Annotated in this window: 23 protein-coding genes; 14 read left to right on the top strand and 9 right to left on the bottom strand. The window is 61.7% G+C overall.

The window, feature by feature from the left end:
- Nucleotides 1-46: 46 nt before the first annotated feature.
- The 3 genes from hrpB (at nucleotide 47) to GXB78_RS19230 (ending at nucleotide 3,709) form a co-directional block, all read left to right on the top strand.
- A complete protein-coding gene (hrpB, locus tag GXB78_RS19240) occupies nucleotides 47-2,566 on the top strand; it encodes an ATP-dependent helicase HrpB (protein WP_329516604.1) in 2,520 nt (839 codons plus the stop codon).
- A gap of 131 nt (nucleotides 2,567-2,697) precedes the next feature.
- On the top strand, nucleotides 2,698-3,270 hold the full coding sequence (locus GXB78_RS19235) for a hypothetical protein (RefSeq protein ID WP_329516603.1): 573 nt from the start codon (nucleotides 2,698-2,700) through the stop codon (nucleotides 3,268-3,270).
- 13 nt (nucleotides 3,271-3,283) lie between these two features.
- Nucleotides 3,284-3,709 carry a hypothetical protein gene (locus GXB78_RS19230; protein ID WP_329516602.1) on the top strand — a complete coding sequence of 142 codons (426 nt, stop codon included), beginning with the start codon at nucleotides 3,284-3,286 and terminating at the stop codon, nucleotides 3,707-3,709.
- An 11-nt stretch (nucleotides 3,710-3,720) separates the two neighbouring features.
- Here GXB78_RS19230 and GXB78_RS19225 read toward each other — a convergent pair whose 3' ends face one another.
- Nucleotides 3,721-4,800 carry an endonuclease/exonuclease/phosphatase family protein gene (locus GXB78_RS19225; protein WP_329516601.1) on the bottom strand — a complete coding sequence of 360 codons (1,080 nt, stop codon included), beginning with the start codon at nucleotides 4,798-4,800 and terminating at the stop codon, nucleotides 3,721-3,723.
- 75 nt (nucleotides 4,801-4,875) lie between these two features.
- Nucleotides 4,876-5,550: a YciC family protein gene (locus tag GXB78_RS19220; RefSeq protein ID WP_016773061.1), complete on the bottom strand. Its 675-nt coding sequence runs from the start codon at nucleotides 5,548-5,550 to the stop codon at nucleotides 4,876-4,878.
- Nucleotides 5,551-5,727: 177 nt separating this feature from the next.
- Between GXB78_RS19220 and GXB78_RS19215 the strand changes: the two genes are divergently transcribed.
- From GXB78_RS19215 to GXB78_RS19205, 3 genes are all read left to right on the top strand, one after another.
- Entirely contained in the window at nucleotides 5,728-6,489 is a 762-nt protein-coding gene (locus tag GXB78_RS19215; RefSeq protein ID WP_329516600.1) for a DUF2076 domain-containing protein, read from the top strand.
- A 208-nt stretch (nucleotides 6,490-6,697) separates the two neighbouring features.
- Nucleotides 6,698-7,177 carry a LabA-like NYN domain-containing protein gene (locus tag GXB78_RS19210; RefSeq protein WP_329516599.1) on the top strand — a complete coding sequence of 160 codons (480 nt, stop codon included), beginning with the start codon at nucleotides 6,698-6,700 and terminating at the stop codon, nucleotides 7,175-7,177.
- A gap of 35 nt (nucleotides 7,178-7,212) precedes the next feature.
- A complete protein-coding gene (locus GXB78_RS19205; protein ID WP_329516598.1) occupies nucleotides 7,213-7,818 on the top strand; it encodes a 3'-5' exonuclease in 606 nt (201 codons plus the stop codon).
- 129 nt (nucleotides 7,819-7,947) lie between these two features.
- Here GXB78_RS19205 and GXB78_RS19200 read toward each other — a convergent pair whose 3' ends face one another.
- Nucleotides 7,948-8,403, bottom strand: coding sequence for an Lrp/AsnC family transcriptional regulator (locus GXB78_RS19200; RefSeq protein ID WP_329516597.1), 456 nt, complete (start codon nucleotides 8,401-8,403; stop codon nucleotides 7,948-7,950).
- A gap of 163 nt (nucleotides 8,404-8,566) precedes the next feature.
- Here GXB78_RS19200 and yedA point away from each other — a divergent pair, with 163 nt between their 5' ends.
- Nucleotides 8,567-9,502: a drug/metabolite exporter YedA gene (gene yedA / locus GXB78_RS19195; protein ID WP_329516596.1), complete on the top strand. Its 936-nt coding sequence runs from the start codon at nucleotides 8,567-8,569 to the stop codon at nucleotides 9,500-9,502.
- Nucleotides 9,503-9,554: 52 nt separating this feature from the next.
- The gene (locus GXB78_RS19190; RefSeq protein WP_329516595.1) at nucleotides 9,555-10,895 is read left to right on the top strand and encodes a DEAD/DEAH box helicase; all 1,341 of its coding nucleotides are present in this window, start codon (nucleotides 9,555-9,557) and stop codon (nucleotides 10,893-10,895) included.
- A gap of 483 nt (nucleotides 10,896-11,378) precedes the next feature.
- On the opposite strand, the gene GXB78_RS19185 is transcribed toward GXB78_RS19190, so the two are convergent.
- Entirely contained in the window at nucleotides 11,379-12,620 is a 1,242-nt protein-coding gene (locus tag GXB78_RS19185; protein WP_329516594.1) for a TIGR03862 family flavoprotein, read from the bottom strand.
- 307 nt (nucleotides 12,621-12,927) lie between these two features.
- Entirely contained in the window at nucleotides 12,928-13,848 is a 921-nt protein-coding gene (locus tag GXB78_RS19180) for a histone deacetylase family protein (protein ID WP_329516593.1), read from the bottom strand.
- A gap of 82 nt (nucleotides 13,849-13,930) precedes the next feature.
- Between GXB78_RS19180 and GXB78_RS19175 the strand changes: the two genes are divergently transcribed.
- The 3 genes from GXB78_RS19175 to GXB78_RS19165 all read left to right on the top strand — a co-directional run bounded on the left by GXB78_RS19175 (nucleotide 13,931) and on the right by GXB78_RS19165 (nucleotide 16,071).
- The gene (locus GXB78_RS19175; protein WP_329516592.1) at nucleotides 13,931-14,500 is read left to right on the top strand and encodes a GNAT family N-acetyltransferase; all 570 of its coding nucleotides are present in this window, start codon (nucleotides 13,931-13,933) and stop codon (nucleotides 14,498-14,500) included.
- 111 nt (nucleotides 14,501-14,611) lie between these two features.
- Nucleotides 14,612-15,481, top strand: coding sequence for an acyl-CoA thioesterase II (tesB, locus tag GXB78_RS19170; RefSeq protein ID WP_329516591.1), 870 nt, complete (start codon nucleotides 14,612-14,614; stop codon nucleotides 15,479-15,481).
- Nucleotides 15,478-16,071 carry an HAD family hydrolase gene (locus tag GXB78_RS19165; protein ID WP_329516590.1) on the top strand — a complete coding sequence of 198 codons (594 nt, stop codon included), beginning with the start codon at nucleotides 15,478-15,480 and terminating at the stop codon, nucleotides 16,069-16,071. Before tesB ends, GXB78_RS19165 begins: the two co-directional genes overlap by 4 nt.
- Before the next feature lie 133 nt (nucleotides 16,072-16,204).
- Here the strand turns inward: GXB78_RS19165 and GXB78_RS19160 are convergent, their stop codons facing one another.
- Nucleotides 16,205-17,158 (bottom strand): alpha/beta hydrolase family protein, encoded by a 954-nt coding sequence (locus GXB78_RS19160; RefSeq protein ID WP_329516589.1) that lies wholly within the window; start codon nucleotides 17,156-17,158, stop codon nucleotides 16,205-16,207.
- Nucleotides 17,159-18,043 carry a KPN_02809 family neutral zinc metallopeptidase gene (gene ypfJ / locus GXB78_RS19155; protein ID WP_056790569.1) on the bottom strand — a complete coding sequence of 295 codons (885 nt, stop codon included), beginning with the start codon at nucleotides 18,041-18,043 and terminating at the stop codon, nucleotides 17,159-17,161.
- 386 nt (nucleotides 18,044-18,429) lie between these two features.
- On the opposite strand from ypfJ, the gene GXB78_RS19150 reads away from it, so the two are divergent.
- A complete protein-coding gene (locus GXB78_RS19150; RefSeq protein ID WP_101160797.1) occupies nucleotides 18,430-19,308 on the top strand; it encodes a DMT family transporter in 879 nt (292 codons plus the stop codon).
- A gap of 122 nt (nucleotides 19,309-19,430) precedes the next feature.
- Here the strand turns inward: GXB78_RS19150 and GXB78_RS19145 are convergent, their stop codons facing one another.
- On the bottom strand, nucleotides 19,431-20,768 hold the full coding sequence (locus GXB78_RS19145) for an MFS transporter (RefSeq protein WP_329516588.1): 1,338 nt from the start codon (nucleotides 20,766-20,768) through the stop codon (nucleotides 19,431-19,433).
- Between the two features lie 352 nt (nucleotides 20,769-21,120).
- On the opposite strand from GXB78_RS19145, the gene quiC reads away from it, so the two are divergent.
- Together quiC and GXB78_RS19135 are read left to right on the top strand one after the other, a co-directional pair.
- Nucleotides 21,121-23,022 (top strand): 3-dehydroshikimate dehydratase QuiC, encoded by a 1,902-nt coding sequence (gene quiC / locus GXB78_RS19140; RefSeq protein WP_329516587.1) that lies wholly within the window; start codon nucleotides 21,121-21,123, stop codon nucleotides 23,020-23,022.
- Nucleotides 23,023-23,124: 102 nt separating this feature from the next.
- Nucleotides 23,125-23,802, top strand: coding sequence for a TetR/AcrR family transcriptional regulator (locus GXB78_RS19135; protein WP_042610536.1), 678 nt, complete (start codon nucleotides 23,125-23,127; stop codon nucleotides 23,800-23,802).
- Between the two features lie 117 nt (nucleotides 23,803-23,919).
- Here the strand turns inward: GXB78_RS19135 and GXB78_RS19130 are convergent, their stop codons facing one another.
- On the bottom strand, nucleotides 23,920-24,774 hold the full coding sequence (locus GXB78_RS19130) for a shikimate dehydrogenase (RefSeq protein ID WP_329516586.1): 855 nt from the start codon (nucleotides 24,772-24,774) through the stop codon (nucleotides 23,920-23,922).

The raw sequence follows: 24,774 nt of genomic DNA, 5'->3' as shown, positions 1-24,774 counted from the left end.
TTAACGCGACTCGCAATTTACTGTGGGCACGCCCTGGGGAGCCAGCATGATTTCTTTGCCGATCGACGATGTTTTACCCGCCCTGCGTGAAGCCCTCGCGTCACGCCACGAAGCCGTGCTCGAAGCACCGCCCGGCGCCGGTAAAACCACCCGCGTGCCCTTGGCCTTGCTCAACGAAGCCTGGCTGGCCGGGCAGACCATCGTCATGCTTGAGCCTCGGCGTCTGGCCGCACGGGCGGCGGCGGAGCGTTTGGCCAGCGAGCTGGGTGAGCACGTTGGTGAAACCGTCGGTTATCGCATCCGCCTCGACAGCAAGGTTGGCCCGAAAACGCGTATCGAAGTGGTCACCGAAGGCATTCTCACCCGGCGCTTGCAGGACGACCCGGCGCTGGACGGCGTGGGTCTGCTGATCTTCGACGAATTTCATGAGCGCAGTCTCGACGCCGATCTGGCGCTGGCCCTCAGTCTGAACGGTCGCGAGCTGTTTCGCGCTGAACAGCCGCTGAAGATTCTGCTGATGTCGGCCACCCTCGAAGGCGAGCGCCTCGCCGGGTTGCTCGATGACGCGCCGATCCTGCGCAGCGAAGGCAGGATGTATCCGGTGACGATGCGCTGGGGCCGGCCGTTTCAGCCGGGTGAATACATCGACCAGCGCGTTACCCAAACCGTGCTCGAAGCGCTGCACGACGAGACCGGCAGCCTGTTGGTGTTCCTGCCGGGGCAAGCAGAAATCCGCCGCGTGCATATGCAATTGGCCGATGCCATCGGCGAGCGCAAAGACGTCTTGCTCTGCCCGTTGCATGGCGAACTCGACCTCAATGCACAACGCGCGGCGATCGATCCGGCGCCGTCCGGCCAACGCAAAGTGGTGCTGGCAACCAACATCGCCGAGACCAGCCTGACCATCAACGGCGTGCGCGTGGTCATCGATGCCGGGCTGGCGCGGGTGCCGCGTTTCGACCCGGGCAGCGGCATGACCCGCCTCGACACTCAACGCATCTCCAAGGCCAGCGCCACCCAGCGTGCCGGCCGCGCCGGGCGATTGGAGCCGGGTGTGTGTTATCGCCTGTGGTCGCAGGATCAGCACGAACAACTGGCGGCTTATGGCAGCGCGGAAATTCTCTCGGCGGATCTGGCCAGCCTCGCTTTGCAACTGGGGCGCTGGGGCGTGGCCCCGGGCGAACTGGTCTGGCTGGATGTGCCGCCGGCCGCCGCGTATGCGCAAGCGCAGGATTTGCTGCAACGGCTCGGCGCCTTGCACGGCGACACGCTGACGGCTCACGGTCAGGCCATGGCTGAACTGCCAGCGCACCCGCGCATCGCGCACTTGCTGTTGCGCGGTCAGGCGCTGGGGTTGGCGGCCATGGCCTGCGATGTGGCGGCGCTGCTCGGCGAGCGCGATATCCTGCGCGGCGCTGGCGCGGATTTGCACAGCCGATTGGTCCTGCTTTCCGGCGAAGAGCGCGCCGGTCGTGGCGCGCAGGGCGGGGTGCAGCGCGCCCGGCAATTGGCCCGGCAATATCGCGGCTATCTGCGCGGCAAGCCGAGCGAACCGGTCAGCGATGCCGAGCATCCGCGCTGGCTCGGCGCGCTGTTGGCGCTGGCCTACCCGGATCGCGTCGCCCAGCAACGGCGTGCCGGTGGGGCCGAATACCGTTTGGCCAACGGTCGCGCCGCGCTGTTCGCTGAGGCCGACAGCCTGATGAAGCACGAGTGGATCGTCATCGCCGACCTCGGCAGCCGTCAGGGCCAGCGCGAAGAGCGCATTTACCTGGCGGCGGATTTCGATCCGGCGCTGTTCGACTCGGTGCTCGCCGAGCAAGTGCGCAGCGTCGATCAACTCGACTGGGACGAGCGCGAAGGCGTGCTGCGCGCCGAGCGCCAGCGCAAGGTCGGCGAGCTGATTCTCAGCCGCGAGCCGTTGACCGGTCTGGATGAAAACGCGCGCAGTCAGGCGCTGGTCAATCTGGTGCGGCGCAAGGGTCTGGAGTTGCTGCCGTGGACGCCGGAACTGCGTCAGTGGCAGGCGCGGGTGGCGCTGTTGCGCCAGCTCGATCTGGGCACCCAGGACGACAGCCAGTGGCCGGATGTCAGCGACGCAGCGCTACTGAATACGCTGGAAGGCTGGTTGCTGCCGTATCTGGGCAAGGTCTCGAGGCTCAGCCATTTCGCCAGCATCGACCTGTCGAGCATCGTGCGCAACCTGCTGCCGTGGCCGCTGCCACAGAAACTCGATGAGCTGGCGCCGCATCATTTGAGCGTGCCGTCGGGCTCATCGATTCGACTGGATTACAGCGAACATCCACCGATTCTCGCGGTGCGCTTGCAGGAATTGTTTGGTCTGGCCGATACGCCTCGGATTGCCGGCGGGAGGCAAGTGGTAAAGCTGCATCTGCTCTCGCCAGCGCGACGGCCGGTGCAGGTCACCCAGGATCTGGCCAACTTCTGGCGCAGCACCTATGCCGAGGTGAAGAAAGATCTGAAGGGGCGTTATCCGAAGCACTATTGGCCGGATGATCCCTTGGTCGCCGAAGCTACCGCACGGGCAAAACCACGGGGCACCTGACCTGCAATGGCAGCGCGCCATTAGCCCATCCGTGCTAATTGCCCTTGTTTGTTCAGGCTCGCAAAATCGCCGCCTGAACAATAACAAGCCTTGTTGCCTGGCAACTTGTGCCCAAGGAACGGAACTGCCTCATGACCTCTTTTTTCAAGCTCAAGAAGCTGATCTTCTTGTCGGCTGCGCTATTGGCCGCCTCCAGTCCGGCCCTGGCCGAAGAGCCCAATCCGATTGGCGACTGGTGGATTATCTACGGCAACGGCGTGCCCCAGAAAAACATCATGTACGTCGCCGATGCGACGTCGGTAGTGCCTTCGCAGAAAACCAAAGGCGCGACCATGGTCGCGGTGACCCTGGTGTATGAAGAGCCGGGCAAACCGATGATCGACGTCTACAACCTCGAAGCCCAGTGCGCTACAGGCAAGGTACGTTTTATCAATGGCCAGTCCATCGAGCGCCTTGCCTACACCATGCGTCATCTGAAAGTTGCCAACCAATGGCAGACCCCGAAAGAGTTCTGGGTCCAGCAGGCACTGAAGTTTGCCTGTGCGCCGGGCAGTCGCGCGAAAAACGACATGGCCGCCGTGGGGAAGATGGAATACCTGCAAATGATCGAGATGTTGCAGCAGATGTTCTTCAAGCTCGCGCCGATTCAACAAAAGAGCCAGATGATGGACAACATCGACAGCCTGCTCGAACTGAAGAAATAAGCCGGGGCCTCCAATGACTTACACACGTTTATGGCTGGCAACCCTGTTGGCAGGATTGCTCTTGAGCGGCTGTTCGACCATCGCGCAAAGCCGCTGGGAGGGCCGCGATATGCAGGAAGCACTGGACCTGTTCGGCACTCCTGATTCGATGCAAAAGGAAACCGGTCCGAACGGCGAGCCCTTGGCCGTGCTGACCTGGCACAAGTCCGCGAGCTGGACCTCCACCGAGGCGGCCGGCACTTCGATGACGCATACCGGCAACGGCATGATGTACACCGAGCACTACCAACAGGTCGGCCATAGTTCTACCTGCAAGTTGCAGGCGAAGGTCAATCAGCAGAAGAAGATCGCCCAGTTCCTGATCGAAGACGGGCGGATACTGCATGGCAAGTGCGCTAACGTTCGCTATGTTCCGGGCTACGTTCCGCCCGGCCTATAAGAACAAACCGCTCAGGGCGCAGCGGGCAGGAGGAAACGCGCAATCACCGGCAAGTGATCGGAGATGCGCAAGGTATCGTCCTGTCGCACCTGCGCTTGCACGCGTTTGAGCTTCGGGCTGTAGAACAGATAATCGACCGTGCGATCCGGTCCGTTGAGGCCGGGGTCGTTGGGGTAATGGGTCAGCCATTTGGCCCGGTCGATACCGCCGGCTTCGTTGTTGGTGGGGATCATCGGGTACTTGTCCCACAGCAGATGCAGTTCGCTGTCGGCAGAGTAGGGCGCGCGCCGCTCGACGGGCAGGCGCCGGTACTGGCCCAGCGGCAACAGATTGAAATCGCCACCGATCAGCCAGGGCAGGCCCTGGCTTTCATATTTGTCGAGGACTTTGGCCACCGCAGCCACTTGCGCCTGCACATTGCCGTCCGCCTCGCTGGCGCGCTGCAGATGGGTATTGAACACGGTCAGTTGTCCACCATCGCTGAGCGGCAGTTTGACTGCGAGCAAAGCGTCTTTGGGCTGGAACTGGCGGCTGATGAAGTTGCTCGGGGCGACGGGCAGTTGCAGGCGTTCGGCGTGTTCGATGCGATAGCGGCTCAGCGTGGCCAACTGGCGGCCGACGCTGCCGTAGATGTGGGGCTCGGGCACATAATCGGCTTTCCAGTCGAAGGCGCTGGTTCTGCATGGATACAGATCGGCGACGCGTTCCTGTAACAGTTTGAGCTGGTTCTGGTAATCGCTGGCCTTGGCGCCGTCGTCGAGCTCCTGCAATAGCACCACATCGGGTTGTTCGTCGCGGATCACCCGCGCCACTTCGTCGAGGCTGAAGGCCATGTCTTCGGCGGTCGGCGCTTCATCGTCGCCCTCGGCCAGATCGTTCCAGAACACGTAACGCTTGCCGGCGAGGAACTGCACGTTCCATGTCATGACTTTCAACGCTTGCCCGGGCACCAGCGTCGGCGCCGTGGTGCTGCAACTGACCGGTAGGGTTTCGCGGCCGTCGGGGCGCCAGGTCAGGCTGAACAGCAGCGTGCCGAGCAGGACGATCGCGAGGACAACGAGCAGCAGGGTGTAGCGCAGCAGACGGGTCATGGCTCGGCTTATAGCGTTACAGAAAGTGGCCCCGAGCATACCTGACGGCAGCGGCGAAGCCCAAGCATGGCGCGGTCAGACTGCGCCGTTACGTTTGTCAGGCAATTCGCTGATCAGCATGAACAGGCGGAACAGCACCACGCTGGTGAACAGTTGCAGGAAGCTGTGAGCGCTGTCGATCAGCCCGGCAATCAGCGGATTCTGCGGCTCGGGGTACACGGCCAGCGTCGCGCCCTTGAGCAGCCACAACGGTGTCATCACGCAGAGGATACAAAGCAGGATGCGCCAGAAATGTCCGCGCGTCAGACGCAGGCTTTCCTTCATCGCCTGCAACGGCCCGAGGCCGCGCAGCACCAGCAGGTATTCGGCGAAGGCGAGCATGACCATCAGCATCAGGCCCGGCAGGAAGTACAATGACAGACCAAGCAGAATCAGCAAGGTATTGAGCGCAGTCAGCACCGCGAAGCGCGGCCACAGGGTTGCGGCCATCGCCAGCAGGTCACGGTTGCGCGGCGACTCGCCACGACTGCGCGCGTCGAGGAACAGGATCAGCGCGGCGGTGTACAGCGGATATACCAGCAGGCCGACGATGATGCTGACCCCGGCAAAGGTGTCCGGCCCGGTGGCGTGATCGACCGCCTGTTGCAAGAAAGCTTCGACAATCACCAGCGGCAGGCACAACTGCACGATGCTGCCCAGATGGCGTTTGAAAAAATACAAAGAGTCGCGCAGTACTTCGAGGGCATTCATCAGTCGGTATCGCAGGTCGAAAACAGTGGCTCACTTTAACCGATGCAACGCGGGGCGACACAAACGTAAACATTCGGTAAAGGTCATTGAAACGTTTTGTCACCGTCTCCATTACAGGAGAGCACCGCGCCTAAAGTGGGCGTGGGCACGTTATTACCGGCAATCTACGAGGTCGCCATGAACAGCGAAGAGCAAACCCTGATCGATGGACTGTTTTCCCGGCTGCAACAGGCCGAAACGGAGGCAGCCCCGCGCGACGCCCAGGCCGAGGCGCGGATCAAGGAACACCTGACACGCCAACCGGCGGCAGGCTATTTCATGACCCAGGCGATTCTGGTGCAAGAGGCCGCGCTGAAAAGCCTCGACGAGCAGAACAAGCAGCTGACCCAGCAGGTCCAGCGTCTGCAGGCTGAGCTGCAATCGGCCAAGGCGCAGAGCAGCGCTCCGGCAGCAAGCGCTGGCGGTGGCTTTCTGTCGAGCATCTTCGGTGGCGGCAATTCGCGTCCGGCGCCGAGCCAGAGCGCAGCGCCCGCATCTGCCGGCGGCTGGCGCGAACCGGCGCCGCAGCAGAGCTACCAGGCTGCGGCACCGCAACAGAACTTCGGCGCCGCGCCGCCCAACTATGCGCAGCAGGCAGCCCCGCCGGCGGCCAACAGCTTCCTCGGCGGCGCGCTGAAAACCGCTGCGGGCGTGGCCGGTGGTGTGATGCTGGCGCAGGGCATCAGCAGCCTGTTCCACCACAACCAGCAACCGGAAGAAATTGTCGAGGTGATCAAGGAAGAACCGGCGCAGGTCGCCGACCAGAGCAACAACGGCTGGGGCGACGAGCCGCGCGTGGCTGACAACGGCTTCTCGGGCAATGACCAGGGCGGTTTCAGCGACGCCGATTACAGCAGCGACAATTCGTCGTTGTTCGATGACGATGACTCCTTCGTCTGACCAACGGTCAGCACCGACCCTTGTAGCGACGGAGCTTGCTTTCGCCGGGGCGCGTAGCGGCCCTTTCTCTTGAAAAGAAGGGCCTGCTGCGCAGTCCAGCGGGAGCAAGCTCCCTCGCCACACCGCTATTTACTGGCATACTGAGCGCCTTTTTCGGGCCTGATCGCCTGACCCCGCTTCGTGCGCTCGCGCGCTCACAGGAACTCCGGTGAAAAAAATCGCAGTGTTCGCCGATGTGCAGAACCTCTACTACACCGTGCGTCAGGCCTATGGTTGCCACTTCAACTACGCAGCACTCTGGGCGGACATCAGCAAGCACGGGCAAATCGTCGAGGCCTATGCTTACGCGATCGACCGTGGCGACAGCAAGCAGCAGCAGTTCCAGCAGATCCTGCGCAACCTCGGTTTCACGGTGAAGCTCAAGCCCTACATCCAGCGCAGCGACGGCTCGGCCAAGGGCGACTGGGACGTGGGCATTACGCTCGACATCATGGACGCCGCCGACCATGTCGACGAAGTGGTACTGGCCTCCGGTGACGGCGATTTCGACATGTTGCTCGAGCGCATCATCAACAAGCACGGCGTGCAAGCGGTGGCCTACGGCGTACCCGGCCTGACCGCCAACTCGCTGATCCGCGCCGCCAGCCGCTACGTGCCGATCGAAGGCGCACTGCTGCTCAAGAGCTGAGCTGAACAATAGATTTGAACGGAGTACACCCCGGTTTGGAACGCATTGCAGTCATCGACTTTGAAACCACCGGCCTGTCGCCGAACAGCAGCTGCCGCGCCACGGAAATTGCCGTGGTCATGCTGGAAAACGGCCGCATCGTCGAGCGTTACCAGAGCCTGATGAACGCCGGCGTGCGCGTCCCCGCGTTCATCGAACAACTGACCGGCATCAGCAACGCCATGCTGCGCACCGCGCCGCCCGCCGAGCGGGTAATGGAAGAGGTCAACGAGTTCGTCGGCTGCACGCCATTGCTGGCACATAACGCCTCGTTCGATCAGAAGTTCTGGGATTTCGAACTGGGGCGAATCAAACGCACGCGCTTGCAGAACTTCGCCTGTTCGCTGCTACTGGCGCGACGCCTCATGCCGGCGGCGCCAAATCACAAGCTCGGCACGCTCACCACGTTCGCGCGCCTGCCGCATACGGGCCAGGCTCACCGGGCCATGGCCGACGCCGAGATGGCGGCCAATCTGATGGCGCATCTGGCGGAAGAGTTGCGGGGCAAGCACGGGGTGCGCGAGTTGAATCACGACCTGCTGTGCAAATTGCAGAAAGTCCCTGCCGCCAAAGTGGGCGAACACCTGCAGCGTTATCGCTGATCCCGAATCCAGTACAAACCCCCTGTGGGAGCGAGCCTGCTCGCGAATACGGTTTTTCATTCAACATGGATGTTGTCTGATACACCGTTTTCGCGAGCAGGCTCGCTCCCACAGGGGGAATCATTGTTGTCAGGATTTGCCGTTGCCTTCGATATGGCCCAATGGCACACGCTTTTCGACTGCGCTTGAAAGCACAATCGACGTCTTGCTGAACCCGAATTTCGCCACCCGATTGATCAACTCTTCCAGCTCCGGCATCGAGGCCACTGCCGCTTGCATGATCACGCACGGGTCGCCGGTGACCCGGTGGCATTCGGTGATCTGCGGGATTTTGATCAGTTCGTCGTAAGTCTTCTGGTTGCCGTGCTGGTTCAGGCGCAGTTCGATCACGCACTGGATCGGCAGGCCGATTTTCGCCAGGTCGATTTTTGCCTGATACCCGGTGATCACCCCGGCCGCTTCAAGTTTGGCCACGCGCTCGGCGACGGCGGGGGCGGAGAGGTTAACCTTGCGCGCCAGGTCGGCGTAGGACGCGCGGCCGTTTTCCAGCAGGGCGCTGAGCAGCATGCGGTCGTATTTGTCCAAGGCGAACTCCTGAAATGGGCGGACTTTCGAAATCGTGGTTTAACCCGACGATCTCCGTGATTTCAAAAGTGTACCGGCGCGATAAACAGGTTTTGTAACTTATTTTCGCCTGACAGCCTTTCTAGAATAAACCGTCCACCGAAATCTGACTGTCGAGCTGCCCATGCCTGCCTTGCGCCGTTTTTCCCTGCCGTTGATCGCTGCGTTTTTTGCGCTGTACGTGATTTGGGGGTCGACCTATCTGGTGATCCGCATCGGCGTCGAATACTGGCCGCCGCTGTTGCTGGCCGGGGTGCGTTTCGTCATTGCTGGCAGCTTGATGTACGCCTGGCTGCGCTGGCGCGGGGCTCCGGCGCCAACCTGGGCGCAGTGGAAAGCGGCGGGGCTGGTCGGCATTCTGCTGCTCAGTTTCGGTAATGGCGCGGTCAGCGTCGCCGAGCACACCGGCGTGGCTTCGGGCGTTGCGGCGCTGGCGGTGGCGACGGTGCCACTGTTCACCTTGTTGTTCGGCTATTTCTGGGGCGCGCGCAATACCCGTCTGGAATGGGCCGGGGTCGCGCTGGGGATTATCGGTATTGCCATGCTCAACATGGGTTCCAATTTGCAATCGAGTCCGCTCGGCGCGGTGTTGCTGATCTTCGCCGCAGCGAGCTGGGCGTTCGGTTCGGTGTGGAGCAAATACCTGCCGTTGCCGCAGGGGGCGATGGCCAGTGCGGTGGAAATGCTCGTTGGCGGCGTGGTCTTGCTGATCGGCAGCGCGCTGAGCGGCGAGCACCTGCAAGCCATGCCGCCGATCGAGGGTTGGTTGGCGCTGGCCTATCTGATTTTCTTTGGCTCGATCATCGCTTTCAATTCCTACATGTATTTGCTCAAGCACGTGCGCCCGGCGGCGGCGACCAGTTATGCCTACGTAAACCCGGCGGTGGCGGTGTTGCTCGGCGTGGTGTTTGTTGGCGAGACCATCGGTATCGAAGAAGCGCTGGCGATGCTGGTGATCATCAGCGCTGTGCTGCTGATCAGCCTGCCGCAGTGGCGTCGACCGGCGCAGCCACCGGTGGAGGAGGCGAAAGCCGTTCCGACGGAAGCGCGTACGAATTAGGGTAAACTGCGCGGCATTGCATCCCCGCGTGATTTTTTCCTACGGTACTCCCATGACTTTCGCCTCCCTTGGCCTGATCGAACCCTTGCTGCGCTCCCTCGAGACGCTCGGCTACCAGACCCCGACGCCGGTGCAGGCGCAAGCCATTCCGGCGGTGCTGGCCGGTCGCGACCTGATGGCAGCAGCCCAGACCGGCACCGGCAAAACCGCCGGTTTCGCCTTGCCGCTGCTGCAGTTGCTGGCCATGCAAGGGCCGAAAGTCAACGCCAACTCGGCGCGTGCGCTGATTCTGGTGCCGACCCGCGAGTTGGCCGAACAGGTCCACGAAGCCGTGCGCCAGTATGCGGAAAACCTGCCACTGCGCACTTATGCGGTGTACGGCGGTGTCAGCATCAACCCACAGATGATGAAGCTGCGCGGCGGCGTCGATGTGCTGGTGGCGACGCCCGGTCGCTTGATCGACCTGTTCCGTCAGAACGCGCTGAAACTGGATCAGCTGCAAACGCTGGTGCTGGATGAAGCCGATCGCATGCTCGATCTGGGCTTCTCCGAAGAACTGGCGAATATCTACCGCATGCTGCCGAAAAAGCGCCAGACCCTGTTGTTCTCCGCGACCTTCTCCGATGACATCCGCCTGCTTGCCGGGCAGATGCTCAACGATCCGCTGAGCGTCGAAGTCAGCCCGCGCAACGTCGCTGCCAACACGGTCAAGCAGTGGATCGTGACCGTGGACAAAAAGCGCAAGGCCGAACTGTTCGTGCACCTGATGCGCAAGAACAAGTGGAAGCAGGTGCTGGTGTTCGCCAAGACCCGCAACGGCGTCGATGCGCTGGTGGAAAAACTTCAGGGCCTCGGTGTGAATGCTGACGGCATCCATGGCGACAAACCGCAGGCAACCCGCCAGCGCGCACTGGACCGTTTCAAGCTCAGCGAAGTACAGATTCTGGTCGCGACCGACGTTGCCGCCCGTGGTCTGGACATCGAAGATCTGCCGCTGGTGGTCAACTTCGATCTGCCGATCGTCGCCGAGGATTACATTCACCGCATCGGCCGCACTGGCCGCGCGGGTGCTACCGGTGAGGCGATCTCGCTGGTGTGTGCCGATGAAGTGAACATGCTCTCGGCGATCGAGATGCTGACGCGGCAGACATTGAAGCGCCAGAACGAACCGGACTTCGAACCCGAGCACCGCGTGCCGGACACCGATGCCAGCGGTCAGGTGATCAAGAAGCCGAAGAAACCGAAGAAGCCGAAAGCGTCGGGTGGTGGCGGTGGAAAACGCAATCTGGGCAAGTGGGTCGACAGCGGCGAGACCTCGGCACCGGAGCCATCGATCAAGCCAGTGCGCAAAGTGCCGGTGTTCAATACCGGGCCGCGCAAGCGCAAGCCTTGAGATCAAAAATCAAAAGCCCCTCACCCTAACCCTCTCCCGAAACGTCGGACCGCCCGGAGGGAGAGGGGACTGATTGGGGGATGCTTGTGAGTTACGCCGACCTGATATATCAGTTGTGAATCCATAATCGACACGATCACTCAGGTCGATGCATGACGTCAGACACCTCGGTCGGCTCCCTCTCCCGGAGGGAGAGGGGGACTGATTGGGGGATGCTTGTGAGTTACGCCGACCTGATATATCAGTTGTGAATCCATAATCGACAAGATCGTTCAGGTCGATGCATGACGCCAGACACCTCGGTCGGCTCCCTCTCCCGGAGGGAGAGGGGACTGATTGGGGGATGCTTGTGAGTTACGCCGACCTGATATATCAGTTGTGAATCCATAATCGACAAGATTGTTCAGGTCGATGCATGACGCCAGACACCTCGGTCGGCTCCCTCTCCTTGGGGAGAGGGCTGGGGTGAGGGGCAGGGGCGACTCAGTTCCCGCGCCGTAACCATTCCAGAATGCCAATCCCCGCCGCGCGCCCGCTGGCAAAACACCCGGTGAGCAAATACCCTCCGGTCGGCGCTTCCCAATCAAGCATCTCGCCGGCACAAAACACCCCCGGCAACACCTTGAGCATCAATCGCTCATCCATCGCTTCGAACCGCACGCCACCGGCACTGCTGATCGCTTCGTCCAGCGGACGGGTTTTCACCAGGGTCAGCGGCAATGCCTTGATCGCTAGCGCCAAGCGCGCCGGATCGGCGAACGTTTCGGCATCGGTCAACTCGCGCAACAACGCCGCTTTGACTCCATCAATCCCCACCTGACTGTGCAGATGCTTGGCCATTGAGCGCGAGCCGCGTGGTTTGCTCAGCGCCGTGTGCAATTTATCCACAGGCCGGCCGGGCAGCAGGTCGATGTGGATAACCGCTGCGCCATAGCGATTGATCTCTTCGCGAATCGGCGCCGACAGGGCGTAGATCAGACTGCCTTCAATCCCGGTTGCGGTAATCACGCATTCGCCCAGACGCGGGATATCGTCGTTCAAGCCGATGGCGATGTTTTTCAGCGGCGCGCCGGCGAATTTGCTCACCATCAGCTCGCTCCAGGCTTGCACCTCGAAGCCGCAATTGCTTGGCTGCAACGGCGCCAAATCCACGCCGCGCTGCTCCAGCGGCAACATCCACGCGCCATCCGAGCCCAGCCGCGACCAACTGCCGCCGCCGAGGGCGAGGAGGGTGGCGTCGGGGTTTACGCTGATTTCGCCTTCCGCGCTGGCGATGCGCAGCGCGCCGTCGGCGTCCCAGCCGAGCCAGCGATGGCGGGTGTGGATAACCACGCCGCTGTCGCGCAGGCGTTTGAGCCAGGCGCGCAGCAGCGGGGCGGCTTTCATGTCGGTGGGGAATACGCGGCCGGAGCTGCCGATGAAGGTTTCGATGCCCAGTTCATGAATCCACTGGCATAGCGCATCGGCATCGAACGCGCGCAGCAGCGGGGCGATCTGCGCTGCGCGTTCGGCGTAGCGCGCGAGGAACGCCGGGTAGGCTTCGGAGTGGGTGATGTTCATGCCGCCGACCCCGGCCAGCAGGAATTTGCGCCCGACCGAGGGCATGCCGTCATAAAGGTCGACGCGGATTCCGGCCTGACTCAGCACTTCGGCGGCCATCAGGCCGGCGGGGCCACCGCCAATGATGGCGACGTGGGTGTTGGCGGGGACGGAACTCTGGGTCATGGGCATGCGCTGCGGTATGGCGGGACAAGGCGCGCATTCTAACAGCGCTGAACCCTATGGGAGACCCCATGTTGAAGACCCCATGTGGGAGCGAGCCTGCTCGCGAAGGCGGTGGGTCAGTTAATTGGATGTTGTGGGTGCTGACGCTTTCGCGAGCAGGCTCGCTCCCACAGGGACTGCGGTGTGTTTCGGGTGTGGTTAAAAAATAAACAGTGCGCTGTCCCCCATGCCCAGCATGGCCTGCAGTCCCTTTCGCGCAGGTTATCCACAGGCAGTTCCACAGCGATTGTGGGTAACGCAGCATGTTTCAGTGACAGCCGTGTGAATCCCAGACCCGTTGCGCGCTGTGATGAAGAATGCCGTGGCGGCGGGCGAGGGCGTGGCGGTCCTTGCTGTAGCCGCCGCCGATCACCCCGACCACCGGGATGTCGCGGCCCAGGCAATGGCGCATCACCCGTTCATCGCGCGCGGCTACACCCGCGTCGGTCAATTGCAGATAACCGAGGGCATCGTCCTTGTGCACATCGACGCCGGCGTCATAAAGCACCAGATCCGGTTGATACAGCGGCAACAGGTAGTTGAGCGTGTCATCGACGACGGTCAAATAATCGGCATCGCCCATACCCTTGGGCAGCGGAATGTCCCAGTCGCTTTCGGCTTTGCGTGCGGGAAAATTCTTCTCGCAGTGCAGGGAAACGGTAATCGCCTCTGGTGTGTCGTGCAGAATCCGCGCGGTGCCGTCGCCCTGATGCACGTCGCAATCGAAAATCAGCACGCGATTGACCCGGCCGCTCTGCAACAGGTACTGGCTGATGATCGCCAGGTCATTGAAGATGCAGAACCCGGCGGGGTAATCGTAATGGGCGTGATGGGTGCCGCCGGCCAGATGACAGGCCAGGCCATGCTCAAGGGCTTTCTCTGCCGCCAGGATCGAACCGCCCACCGCACGTACGGTGCGCCGCGCCAGCGCCTCGTTCCACGGCAGGCCGAGGCGCCGTTGGTCTTCGCGGGACAACTCGCCGCTCATGTAGCGTTCGATATAGCTGCGGTCATGGGCGAGGGCGAGGATGTCGTTTGGGCAGATCTGCGGGCGCAGCAGGTCGGCGTCGCGGGTCAGGCCGCTGTCGACCAGGTGATCGCGCAACAGACGAAACTTGTCCATGGGAAAGCGGTGATCCGCAGGAAACTCGGGGCTGTAGTCTTCGTGATAGATCAACGGCAAGGGCATGGCTTGTTTCGCGCAGAACCTGTGAAAGAGTGAACGATCCTACCAGCGATGTAGACTCAACGGCATGGAAATGGAGGGGACGATGGAGCCGATACTGGAGCTGCAAAGCGCGCGGTTGTTGATGCGGCAGTGGCAGGACGAGGATTTGCCGACATTCGCGGCGATGTGCGCCGATCCGCAGGTGATGCGCTATTTTCCGGCGCCGTTGACCCGGCTGGAAAGTGCCGCGCTGATCGGCCGCGTGCGCGGGCATTTTGCCGAGCACGGCTTCGGCCTGTGGGCGCTGGAGCGCAAGGACACGGGCCAGTTCATAGGTTTCACCGGGCTCGGCGTGGTCGGCTTCGATGCGCCGTTCACCCCGGCGGTGGAGATCGGCTGGCGTCTGGCCAAGGAGCATTGGGGCCTGGGCTACGCCAGTGAAGCGGCGTGGACCGCTCTGCGCGCCGGCTTCGACCGCTTGAAACTGGAGGAAATCGTCTCGTTCACCGCCGAGCAGAATGCTCAGTCGGAGAAGGTCATGCAGGCGATCGGCATGCACCACGATCCGCAGGACGATTTCGATCACCCAAAGCTTGCGCTCGATCACCCGTTGCGCCGACATGTCCTGTATCGCATCAGCCGCGAACAATGGCTGCAAACCTTGCATGAATAAGCCGACACGGACGTTTACAATGGCCGCCATCGTATTTGGCCCGTGCCAGAACCTGAATCGTCCGCCGCAGCCAAGACTGCGCGGCCATTGCTTTGTGTGAGGAGAGTCTGAATGAGCCAAGTGCTGGAAGATCTGGTCGATCTGCTGACCCTGGAGCCGATCGAAGAAAACCTGTTCCGTGGCCGCAGCCAGGATCTGGGGTTCCGCCAGTTGTTCGGCGGTCAGGTGCTCGGCCAGTCGCTGTCGGCGGCCAGTCAGACGGTGGAAGAAGCGCGCCACGTGCACTCGCTGCACGGTTATTTCCTGCGCCCGGGCGATGCCAAGTTGCCGGTGGTGTATTCGGTTGATCGCGTGCGTGATGGCGGCAGCTTCAGCACCCGCCGCGTCACGGCGATCCAGAAGGGCCACCCGATCTTCACTTGCAGCGCTTCGTTCCAGTACGACGAGCAAGGCTTCGAGCATCAGGGCCAGATGCCCGTGGTGGTCGGCCCGGAAAACCTGCCCTCGGAACTGGAATTGACCCAGCAGCGCGCGCACCTGATCCCCGAGCACATGCGCGAAAAGCTGCTGTGCCCGAAACCGATCGAAGTACGCCCGGTCACCGAAAAAGACCCGTACAACCCGCAACCGGCCGATCCGGTGAAGTACGTGTGGTTCCGCGCCGACGGCGCACTGGCCGACATTCCGGCGCTGCACAAATATCTGCTGGCCTACGCCTCGGACTTCGGCCTGCTGACCACGTCGATGTTGCCCCATGGCAAGTCGGTCTGGCAGAAAGACATGCAGGTGGCCAGCCTCGATCACGCGCTGTGGTTCCACAACGATCTACGCGCCGATGACTGGTTGCTCTACGCGATGGACAGCCCGTGGGCCGGCAATTCGCGCGGCTTTTCTCGTGGCAGCGTATTCAACCGCGCCGGGCAACTGCTCGCTTCGGTGACTCAGGAAGGCCTGATTCGCCATCGCAAGGACTGGGCATGAGCCTCACCGAGGTTCGTCATTGGGTGTTCGACATGGACGGCACGCTGACCGTGGCCGTGCATGATTTCGCGGCTATTCGCGTGGCGCTGGCGATTCCGCCGGAGGACGACATCCTCAGCCATCTCGCCGCATTGCCAGCGGATGAAGCAGCGGCCAAGCATGCGTGGTTGCTCGAACATGAACGCGATCTGGCGCTGGGCTCGACCCCGGCCACCGGCGCGGTGGAGCTGGTGCGTGACCTGCACGCACGCGGTTATCGCCTCGGCATTCTCACGCGCAATGCGCGGGAGCTGGCGCATGTCACGCTGGAGGCGATCGGGTTGGCCGACTGCTTTGCGGTCGAGGATGTGCTGGGGCGCGACGAAGCGCCGCCAAAGCCGCATCCCGGCGGTTTGCTGAAACTGGCCGAAGCCTGGCAAGTGCGAGCGAGTGACCTGGTGATGGTCGGCGATTACCGCTTTGATCTGGATTGCGGACGAGCGGCGGGGGCGCGGACGGTGTTGGTGAATCTGCCGGATAACCCGTGGCCGGAGTTGACCGATTGGCATGCGAAGGATTGTGTTGAGTTGCGGCGGATGCTGTCAGCCTGAAAACCAGGTTGTCTGATCGGACGCCTTCGCGAGCAGGCTCGCTCCCACAGGGGAATGCATTCCAAATGTGGCATTCATTCCAAATGTGGGAGCGAGCCTGCTCGCGAAGAGGCCGGTAGATTCACCAAACAACTCACTGATCAAACAAAGCCTTCTGCCCCTCCGCCGAAGTCAGCATGCCATCCCCGTCATGCCCGACCCCGGGCACTTCGATCAGCCGCTGATTGACCCCCTCAGGATGCCGGCGCAGCAGATAGCCGAAATACAGCTTGCCGCGCATCAAGCGGTAAGCCCCTTGGGCCTCCGCCGCGCAGCTCTTGTCCAAGGCCGGATGTTCCGGGTCGACATCCTGCTGGCCGATCAGATATATCACCTCGCGTTTGACGTAGCTGCTTTCAACCTGCAACGGCGTTTGCCCGCCTGCATACACCGGCATGTCCGCCAGTCCGTATTTCCAGCGATTGAAACCCGGGCATTGCCCGTGATCGAACGCCACCGGCCGCTGCTCGTTGAAGTACGCATAAGACGAAGGATTGGCCACCACATAGCGCAAGCGAATGCCGTTGGCCTTGAGCGCCGGCTGATCCTTTGCCAGCAAGGCGTAGCGCTGCACCACCTGACCACCGCCGGAGTGGCCGAAGATCACGATCTGCTTCACGTCCGGAAACTGTTTGCGGTCGCTGACCCGCGCAACGATTTCATCCAGCGCAGCATAGGAACTCAGCGGATTCGGCCCGGTGGACAAGCCGCCGCCCATCCACTCGTTGCCCTGCCAGCGCAGCACCGTCGGCGGCAAGGAATACAGGGTGACGTCGCTTTCATTGAGAAACTGCGGAGCGATCACCAGCGTGTGTGCGGTCTGCCCGGCGAGTTCGGCGGCGCTTTCCGCGCTTTTGCGATAGGTCTCGGCGTTGCGCAGGCGACCGTGAATGACGATCAGCACGCGCTCGATCTTCTCCGGCGCCGGGCCGATGCCCACCGCCATTTCCCCGGCCTTGAGTTGCAGGCGACCGGGGCTGATCGCATCGACGCCGGCCGCTTGCGCGGTGCCGGCGATGAACAGTAACGCCACAAGCCATTTATGCATTTACAGGGTTTTCGCCGCGAAGGTGTCGCACTGGCTTACCTGGCCTTGCGCGAATCCGGTTTTGAACCAGCGCACCCTTTGCGCCGACGTACCGTGGGTAAACGAGTCCGGCACCACGCGGCCCTGACCCTGTTGTTGCAGGCGATCATCACCGATGGCATTGGCGGCGTTCAAGGCTTCTTCGATGTCGCCGGGCTCCAGCCAGTTCAGGCGTTTCTGCGCGTTGTACGCCCAGACGCCAGCGAGGCAGTCGGCTTGCAGTTCCTGACGAACCAGCAGGCCGCCGTCGCCTTCCATTTGCCGACCTTGCTGGCGCGCTGTCTGCATCTTCGCCGAGACGCCGAGCAGCGTTTGCACATGGTGGCCGACTTCGTGCGCGATCACGTAGGCCTGAGCGAAATCCCCGGCGGCTTTGAAGCGCTGCGACATTTCCTGGAAGAAGGCCATGTCCAGATAAACCTTTTGGTCGGCCGGGCAATAGAACGGGCCGGTGGCCGAAGTGGCCATGCCGCACGCCGAGTTAACCCGGTTGCTGAACAGCACCAGCGTCGGGTCTTTGTATTGGCGTCCGGCCTGCTGGAAGATCGGACCCCAGGTGTCTTCGGTGTCGCCGAGGATCGAGCGGACGAACTCGGCCTGTTCATCATTGGCCGGTGGCGCCTGGCGGGTTTGCGAGGTGGGCGCCGGCTGCTCCATCTGCCCGGTCAGTTGGCCGAGAATCTGCAGCGGGTCCTGGCCGGTGAGCCAGCCGATGCCGACAATCAGCACGATGGCGGTCAGGCTCAGGCCCTTGCCGCCACCGAAGCGCATGCCGCCGCCACCGCCGGCATCATCACCCCGGGCGTCGACGACGTTGTCACTGCGTCGGCCTTTTTTCCATAGCATGTGGGAATCCTCTTTATTGCGGGTAATGAGTCAGGTGATGAGTGTTGCCGTTGTGTGAGTGTGGCGCCAGTCCGGTCGTCCGTCCATTCACGCGCGCCCGCATGGTGCGGGCCTGGTATTGACGGTCGAGAGGGCCGTGAATTCAATCCCGAGCGGAACTTCTTCCGCCGAATTCATGAACCGGCTGTTTCGACGGCAGTCTGTGATGTTGCAGACTTGCCGGGCGCGGAAGTGGCGGGAATCTTGCCTCTTGGTTCTGCTCAACGGCGGTTTCCCGGCGAAGAAAGTTGCAACCTGTGCGGTTGCTGAAAGCTCTGCCGACTATGATTGCCACACCGATTGCCGCCAGCGCGAACGCTCGCCCGGGTATTTTTCAGAGATTGCCAATGACCGTCAGCACCCCGCTCTCCGGTGTCAACCAGCCCTTCAAGGGGATCTTGCTGATTGTCGTGGCGACGTTCCTGTTTTCCAGTCATGACGCGCTGTCGAAATACCTCTCCGGTTTTTATCCGATCGTGATGGTGGTGTGGGCGCGCTATGTGGTGCACACCTTGTTGATGGCGGGGATTTTCCTGCCGCAGTCTGGCTTGCGTGTGCTGCGCACCAAAAAACCGTTATGGCAGCTAGCACGCGCACTGTGCCTGCTCGGCACCAGCCTGTTTTTCACCACGGCGCTGCTGTACATCCCGCTGGCGGAAGCCACCGCGGTCAACTTTCTTGCACCGGTATTGGTCACCGCGTTGTCGGTGCCGCTGCTCAAGGAACGGGTGACGCGCGGGCAATGGATCGCGGTGATCTGCGGTTTCATCGGCGTGCTGATCATCGTCCACCCGGGCGGCGAACTGTTCACTCCGGCGATCTTGCTGCCGTTCTGTTCGGCGCTGTTTTTCTGCTTCTACCAACTGCTGACGCGCAAGCTCGCCGAAGTGGACAGCCCGACCACCAGCAACTTCTTCGCTGGCCTGTGCAATACCCTGGTGATGAGCGCGCTGGTGCCGTTCTTCTGGCAAGTGCCGACGTTGACGCACGCCGCGCTGATGCTGGCGCTTGGCAGCTGCGGGATGACAGCGCATCTGTTTCTGACCCAGGCCTTCCGCCATGCAGCCCCGGCCTTGCTGGCGCCGTTCGGCTATTGCCAGATCGTCTTTGCCGGGTTGTTGGGCTGGCTGCTGTTCAATCACACGCCGAGCGGGTTGACGGTGATTGGTATTGCGGTGATCTGCTGCAGCGGATTGGCGGCGGCGTGGCAGCAGAGCCGGCGCTGAGGGGGAGCAAAGATCCCTTGTAGGAGCTGACGAGTGAAACGAGGCTGCGATCTTTTGATCTTAAACAGCAAGATCAAAAGATCGCAGCGTTCCGCAGCTCCTACAGGGGCGATGCAGGCAGGTTATTCGGTGACGGTCGGAATCTTGCGCGGTGCCATGAAGTACATCCACGTCAGTGCGAGGAAGTACATCGCCGGAATCAGCGTGAACAGCACCGTGTAGTTGTTGTTGGTAACGGTGAGGATGTGGCCGACGATTTGGGTCATGAACATCCCGCCGATCGCCGCGCACATGCCGCCGAAGCCGAACACCGTGCTCATCATGTGCTTGGGCGTGTAGTCCATTACCAGGCTCCAGATGTTCGCGGTCCAGGCCTGATGCGCGCCGATCGCCAGCGAGATCGCGGCGACGGCAACCCACAGATTCGCCGAGCCGGCAGCCATGACCACGCCGATGATGCAGCAGGCAAACAGCAACATCGACAGCAACCGCGCCTTGATCGAATTCATGCCGCGACCGATCAGGAACGAAGACAGAATCCCGCCGCCGACACTGCCGAAGTCAGCCGTGACGTAGATGATGATCAGCGGAATACCCATCTGCGTCACGTTGATGCCGAGGTTGTATTGCTGGTTGAGAAACGGCGGCAGCCAGTACAGATAGAACCAGAACACCGGCGCGGTCAGCGAGTAGGCGAGGGCGAAGGCCCAGGTGCCGCGCATGCGCAGGATCCTGCTGAACGGCAAGCGGGCCTGTTCCGGTTCGACTTCCTGCTGGATGTATTCGAGCTCCGACTGTTTCACCGTCGGGTGGTCTTCCGGATTGAAATACTTCAAGCCCCAGAACAGCAGCCAGATGCCGCCGAGCGCGGCCATGCACAGGAACGCCGCTTGCCAGCCCCACACATGCAGGACCAGTGGCAGCAGCATCGGCGTGAACATCGCGCCGACGTTGGTGCCGGCGTTGAAGATGCCGGTAGCCACTGCACGCTCGCCGGCCGGGAACCAAAGGCGCGTGGTTTTCACGCAGGCCGGGTAATTGGCCGCTTCGGTGAGGCCGAGGATGAAGCGGCAGACCATGAAGCCGACCGCCGAGGTCGCCAGGCCGTGGGCGCCGGTGGCCAGGCTCCAGAGCAGCACGGCGCAGAAGAAAACGCGCTTGACGCCGACGCGGTCGATCAGCCGTCCTTGCAGGACAAAGCCGATCGCATAGCCGACCTGGAACCAGAAGTTGATGTTGGCGTAGTCCATCGCCGTCCAGCTCATTTCCTTGGCGAGGATCGGCTGCATGACGCCGAGCGCGGCGCGGTCGATGTAGTTGAGGGTGGTGGCAAAAAACACCAGCGCCAGCATGCCCCAGCGGGTTTTGCCGACGGCCATGGCGCCGCGGATCTTGTCACCAATGCCACCCGTGGCAGTGCTCATGGCCGGAGCCATGCGGGAAGTCTGTGAAGGAATCATGTGTTCCACCCGTTTTTGGATTTGTTATTTGGTGTTCTTTACGGCCGAACACCTTGTCCGGTGGTTAGTGGCCGGACTCGATGTGCAACCGATGTTGGGCAGTGAACAAAAAATCGTCAATTCGCCAAATCGCCTTAGTGTTCGATAATCGCACGCAAAACTAACCGGGTAGTACACTTTAAATTGCTGCGCGCAGGGATGCAGCCAATAATTTCCCTCACTATAAAAAACCATTCCCTTGTAGGAGCTGCCGAAGGCTGCGATCTTTTGATCTTGATCTGAAAAGCAACATCAAAAGATCGCAGCCTTCGGCAGCTCCTACACAAAAGCGGCGCAGTCCGGGAGTTGAAACATGCAGCGTTCCATTGCCACCGTTTCCTTGAGCGGCACCCTGCCGGAAAAACTCGAAGCCATTGCCGCCGCCGGGTTCGACGGTGTGGAGATTTTCGAAAACGACCTCCTGTACTACGACGGCAGTCCCCGGGAAATTAGACAGATGTGCGCCGATCTCGGCATCGCCATCACCCTGTTTCAGCCCTTCCGTGATTTCGAAGGCTGCCGCCGCGATCGTCTGGCGCGCAACCTGGAGCGCGCCGAGCGCAAGTTCGACCTGATGCAGGAGCTCGGCACCGACCTGGTGCTGGTCTGCAGTAACGCTTCTGCCGACAGCCTCGGCGATCAACAGATTCTTGTCGATGATCTGCGACTGCTGGCCGAGCACGCCGGCGCCCGTGGCTTGCGTATCGGTTACGAAGCGCTGGCCTGGGGTCGTCACGTCAATACTTATCAACAGGTGTGGGACATCGTCCGTCAGGCTGATCACCCGAACCTCGGCGTGCTGCTCGACAGTTTCCACACGTTGTCGCTGAAGGGCGATCCCAGTGCGATCGCCGAGATTCCCGGCGACAAGATCTTCTTCGTGCAAATGGCCGACGCGCCGATTCTGCAAATGGATGTGCTGGAGTGGAGCCGGCATTTCCGCTGTTTCCCGGGGCAGGGCGAATTCGATCTGCCGGGTTTTCTCGCGCCGATCATCAAGAGCGGCTATAGCGGGCCGTTGTCGCTGGAGATTTTCAACGACGGATTCCGCGCCGCGCCGCCACGGGCCAATGCCGCCGACGGTTTGCGTTCGCTGCTGTATCTGGAAGAGAAAACCCGCCAGCGTCTCGAGCAGGAAGCGCCGCCGGTGGCCAACCGCGAAATTCTTTTCGAAACGCCGCAGGCCAGCGAATACAACGGCGTTGAGTTTCTCGAATTTGCCGTCGACGAAGCGCTGGGCGCGAAGCTCAGTCACTGGCTGCAACGTCTCGGCTTTGCCAAGGCCGGGCAGCATCGCTCGAAAAGTGTCAGCCTGCTGCGTCAGGGCGATATCAACCTGATCCTCAACTCCGAGCCGTATTCGTTTGCCCACAGCTTTTTCGAAGCCCACGGTCCGTCGCTATGCGCCACTGCGGTGCGAGTCAAGGACAGCGCCAGCGCGCTGGCCCGCGCGGTCGCTTATAAAGGGCAGCCTTATCGCGGCCTGGTCGGGCCGAATGAACTGGAGCTGGCGGCGGTGCGTGCACCGGACGGCAGCCTGATTTATCTGGTCGATGAGGACGCCGACGTTTACGGCACCGATTTCAATCTGTTGCCGGACGCGCAGACCGGCGGCGGTCTGAAGCGTATCGATCACATGGCCATGGCGCTGCCGGCCGACAGCCTCGACAGTTGGGTGCTGTTCTACAAGAGCCTGCTGGATTTCGAGGCCGACGACGAAGTGGTGCTGCCCGATCCGTACGGCCTGGTGAAGAGCCGCGCACTGCGCAGCCGCGACAGTTCGATCCGTTTGCCGCTGAACATCTCCGAGAATCGCAACACCGCGATCTCCCACGCGTTGTCGAGTTATCGCGGCTCCGGCGTGCATCACATCGCTTTCGATTGTGACGACATCTTCGCCCAGGTCAGTCGCGCCAAAGAGGCCGGCGTGCCGCTGCTGGACATCCCGCTGAACTACTACGACGATCTTGCGGCACGCTTCGATTTCGACGATGAATTTCTCAGCGAACTCGCCTATTACAACGTGCTTTACGACCGTGACGCTCAGGGCGGCGAGTTGTTTCACGTCTACACCGAGCCGTTCGAAGGGCGTTTCTTCTTCGAAATCATCCAGCGCAAGAACGGTTACGCCGGGTATGGCGCGGCGAACGTTGCAGTAAGGCTGGCGGCAATGGCCAAATCCCGCAGCGGCGCGGTGCGTCAGGCGAAGTTGTAGGGAATTCGTAAACGCGGGATTAAACACAGGCTGCGCGGCTTCCTTCACTGTCCCGCGCGGCCCATAATCGCCAGCTTGTGCAGTGATGGCCGTGAGCCCGCGATGACCATGAATTCAGAACTTTCCGCCGCTGCTGTCGAGTCCGACGCAGTGCCGCGCAAGAGTCGCAAGAACAACCCGGAAAAGACCCGCGAAAACATCCTCCAGGAGGCGATCGTCGAGTTCGTCCAGCAGGGTTTGTCCGGCGCCCGCGTCGACGCGATCGCCGAGCGCATCCACACCTCCAAGCGCATGATCTATTACTACTTCGGCAGTAAAGAGCAGTTGTACGTCGAGGTGCTGGAGAAGCTTTACGGCGATATTCGCAGCACGGAAAACCGCCTGCATCTGGACGAACTGCCGCCTGAACTGGCGATCCGTCGACTGGTGGAATTCACCTTCGATCACCACGACCGCAACGTCGATTTCGTGCGCATCGTCAGCATCGAAAATATCCACAACGCCGAGTACGTGAAGCGTTCCGATGCGATCAAGGCGCTGAACAATACGATCCTCGACACCTTGGGCGGGATTCTGCAACGGGGGGCGGACGAAGGTTTGTTCCGGCGTGGCATCGATGCGCTGGACGTGCACCTGCTGATCAGTTCGTTCTGCTTCTATCGCGTGTCGAACCGCCACACGCTGGGGGAAATCTTCCAGATCGACCTGCCGGACGAAACCATCAAGCAGCGTCACCGCGAGATGATCTGCGAATCGGTGTTGCGCTACTTGCAGGCCTGACCCGATCTGTCTGTGGGAGCGAGCCTGCTCGCGAAAGCGGTGTGTCAGTCGCCCTGTTCGTTGACTGAATCGACGCCTTCGCGAGCAGGCTCGCTCCCACAGGGGCGGCTTTGATGTTCAACCATCCATGCACTGAAAATGCTCAAGCATGCGCTGCGCATCCGGCACCACGCCGCTGAACAATTCGAACGCCTTCACCGCCTGAAACACCGCCATGTTGCCGCCATCCAGCGTGCGGCAACCCAGAGCCCGGGCGTCGCGCAGCAGTTCGGTTTCCAGCGGGAAATACACAATCTCTGCGACCCACATTGCCTTGCGCAGCAACCCGGCCGGCACCGGTGTACCTGGCAGCTTGGCCATGCCCATCGGCGTGGTGTTGACCAGGCCGTCGGCCTGCGCCAGCGCCGAGGGCAAATCCCGTCCGGCCTGCGCGCGACCGGCGCCAAAATGTTGATTGAGATTGTTTGCCAGGCTCTCGGCACGCTCGCGATCGACATCAAAAATCGTCAATTGCCGTACGCCTTCACTGAGCAGCGCATGGGCCACCGCCGCGCCTGCCCCACCAGCGCCCATCTGGACTACTCGTTCGCGGGCAGCGTCCGTCAGACCCCGGCGGAAACCCTCGGCGAAACCGAGGCAATCGGTGTTGTGGCCGACACGCTTGCCGTCCTTCAGCACCACAGTGTTCACTGCACCGATACCGCGGGCTTCCGGCGACAATTCGTCGAGCAGCGGGATGATTGCCTGCTTGCACGGAAACGTGATGTTCAGCCCGGTGTAATGCATCCGCTCGGCCGCTTGCAGCAGGTCGGGCAGAGCTGCGCTGTCGAGGCGCAACTGATCGAGGTCGATGAGCTGGTACAGATAACGCAAGCCCTGCGCATCACCTTCGTGCTCATGCAGTGCCGGCGTGCGCGAAGCCTGAATCCCGGCGCCGATCAGCCCGGCGAGTATCACTCTGGAACGTGACAT

The organism is Pseudomonas moraviensis subsp. stanleyae, from assembly GCF_036283065.1.
Taxonomy (GTDB): Bacteria; Pseudomonadota; Gammaproteobacteria; order Pseudomonadales; family Pseudomonadaceae; genus Aquipseudomonas; species Aquipseudomonas stanleyae.
This window is presented reverse-complemented; position numbering and strand designations above follow the sequence as displayed.

Bases quoted from the DNA above. Each gene is read 5' to 3' on its own strand.
- hrpB (WP_329516604.1), top strand. From the start codon at position 47: ATGATTTCTTTGCCGATCGACGATGTTTTACCCGCCCTGCGTGAAGCC.
- GXB78_RS19235 (WP_329516603.1), top strand. From the start codon at position 2,698: ATGACCTCTTTTTTCAAGCTCAAGAAGCTGATCTTCTTGTCGGCTGCG.
- GXB78_RS19230 (WP_329516602.1), top strand. From the start codon at position 3,284: ATGACTTACACACGTTTATGGCTGGCAACCCTGTTGGCAGGATTGCTC.
- GXB78_RS19225 (WP_329516601.1), bottom strand. From the start codon at position 4,800: ATGACCCGTCTGCTGCGCTACACCCTGCTGCTCGTTGTCCTCGCGATC.
- GXB78_RS19220 (WP_016773061.1), bottom strand. From the start codon at position 5,550: ATGAATGCCCTCGAAGTACTGCGCGACTCTTTGTATTTTTTCAAACGC.
- GXB78_RS19215 (WP_329516600.1), top strand. From the start codon at position 5,728: ATGAACAGCGAAGAGCAAACCCTGATCGATGGACTGTTTTCCCGGCTG.
- yedA (WP_329516596.1), top strand. From the start codon at position 8,567: ATGCCTGCCTTGCGCCGTTTTTCCCTGCCGTTGATCGCTGCGTTTTTT.
- GXB78_RS19190 (WP_329516595.1), top strand. From the start codon at position 9,555: ATGACTTTCGCCTCCCTTGGCCTGATCGAACCCTTGCTGCGCTCCCTC.
- GXB78_RS19185 (WP_329516594.1), bottom strand. From the start codon at position 12,620: ATGACCCAGAGTTCCGTCCCCGCCAACACCCACGTCGCCATCATTGGC.
- GXB78_RS19180 (WP_329516593.1), bottom strand. From the start codon at position 13,848: ATGCCCTTGCCGTTGATCTATCACGAAGACTACAGCCCCGAGTTTCCT.
- GXB78_RS19175 (WP_329516592.1), top strand. From the start codon at position 13,931: ATGGAGCCGATACTGGAGCTGCAAAGCGCGCGGTTGTTGATGCGGCAG.
- tesB (WP_329516591.1), top strand. From the start codon at position 14,612: ATGAGCCAAGTGCTGGAAGATCTGGTCGATCTGCTGACCCTGGAGCCG.
- GXB78_RS19165 (WP_329516590.1), top strand. From the start codon at position 15,478: ATGAGCCTCACCGAGGTTCGTCATTGGGTGTTCGACATGGACGGCACG.
- GXB78_RS19160 (WP_329516589.1), bottom strand. From the start codon at position 17,158: ATGCATAAATGGCTTGTGGCGTTACTGTTCATCGCCGGCACCGCGCAA.
- ypfJ (WP_056790569.1), bottom strand. From the start codon at position 18,043: ATGCTATGGAAAAAAGGCCGACGCAGTGACAACGTCGTCGACGCCCGG.
- GXB78_RS19150 (WP_101160797.1), top strand. From the start codon at position 18,430: ATGACCGTCAGCACCCCGCTCTCCGGTGTCAACCAGCCCTTCAAGGGG.
- GXB78_RS19145 (WP_329516588.1), bottom strand. From the start codon at position 20,768: ATGATTCCTTCACAGACTTCCCGCATGGCTCCGGCCATGAGCACTGCC.
- quiC (WP_329516587.1), top strand. From the start codon at position 21,121: ATGCAGCGTTCCATTGCCACCGTTTCCTTGAGCGGCACCCTGCCGGAA.
- GXB78_RS19135 (WP_042610536.1), top strand. From the start codon at position 23,125: ATGACCATGAATTCAGAACTTTCCGCCGCTGCTGTCGAGTCCGACGCA.
- GXB78_RS19130 (WP_329516586.1), bottom strand. From the start codon at position 24,774: ATGTCACGTTCCAGAGTGATACTCGCCGGGCTGATCGGCGCCGGGATT.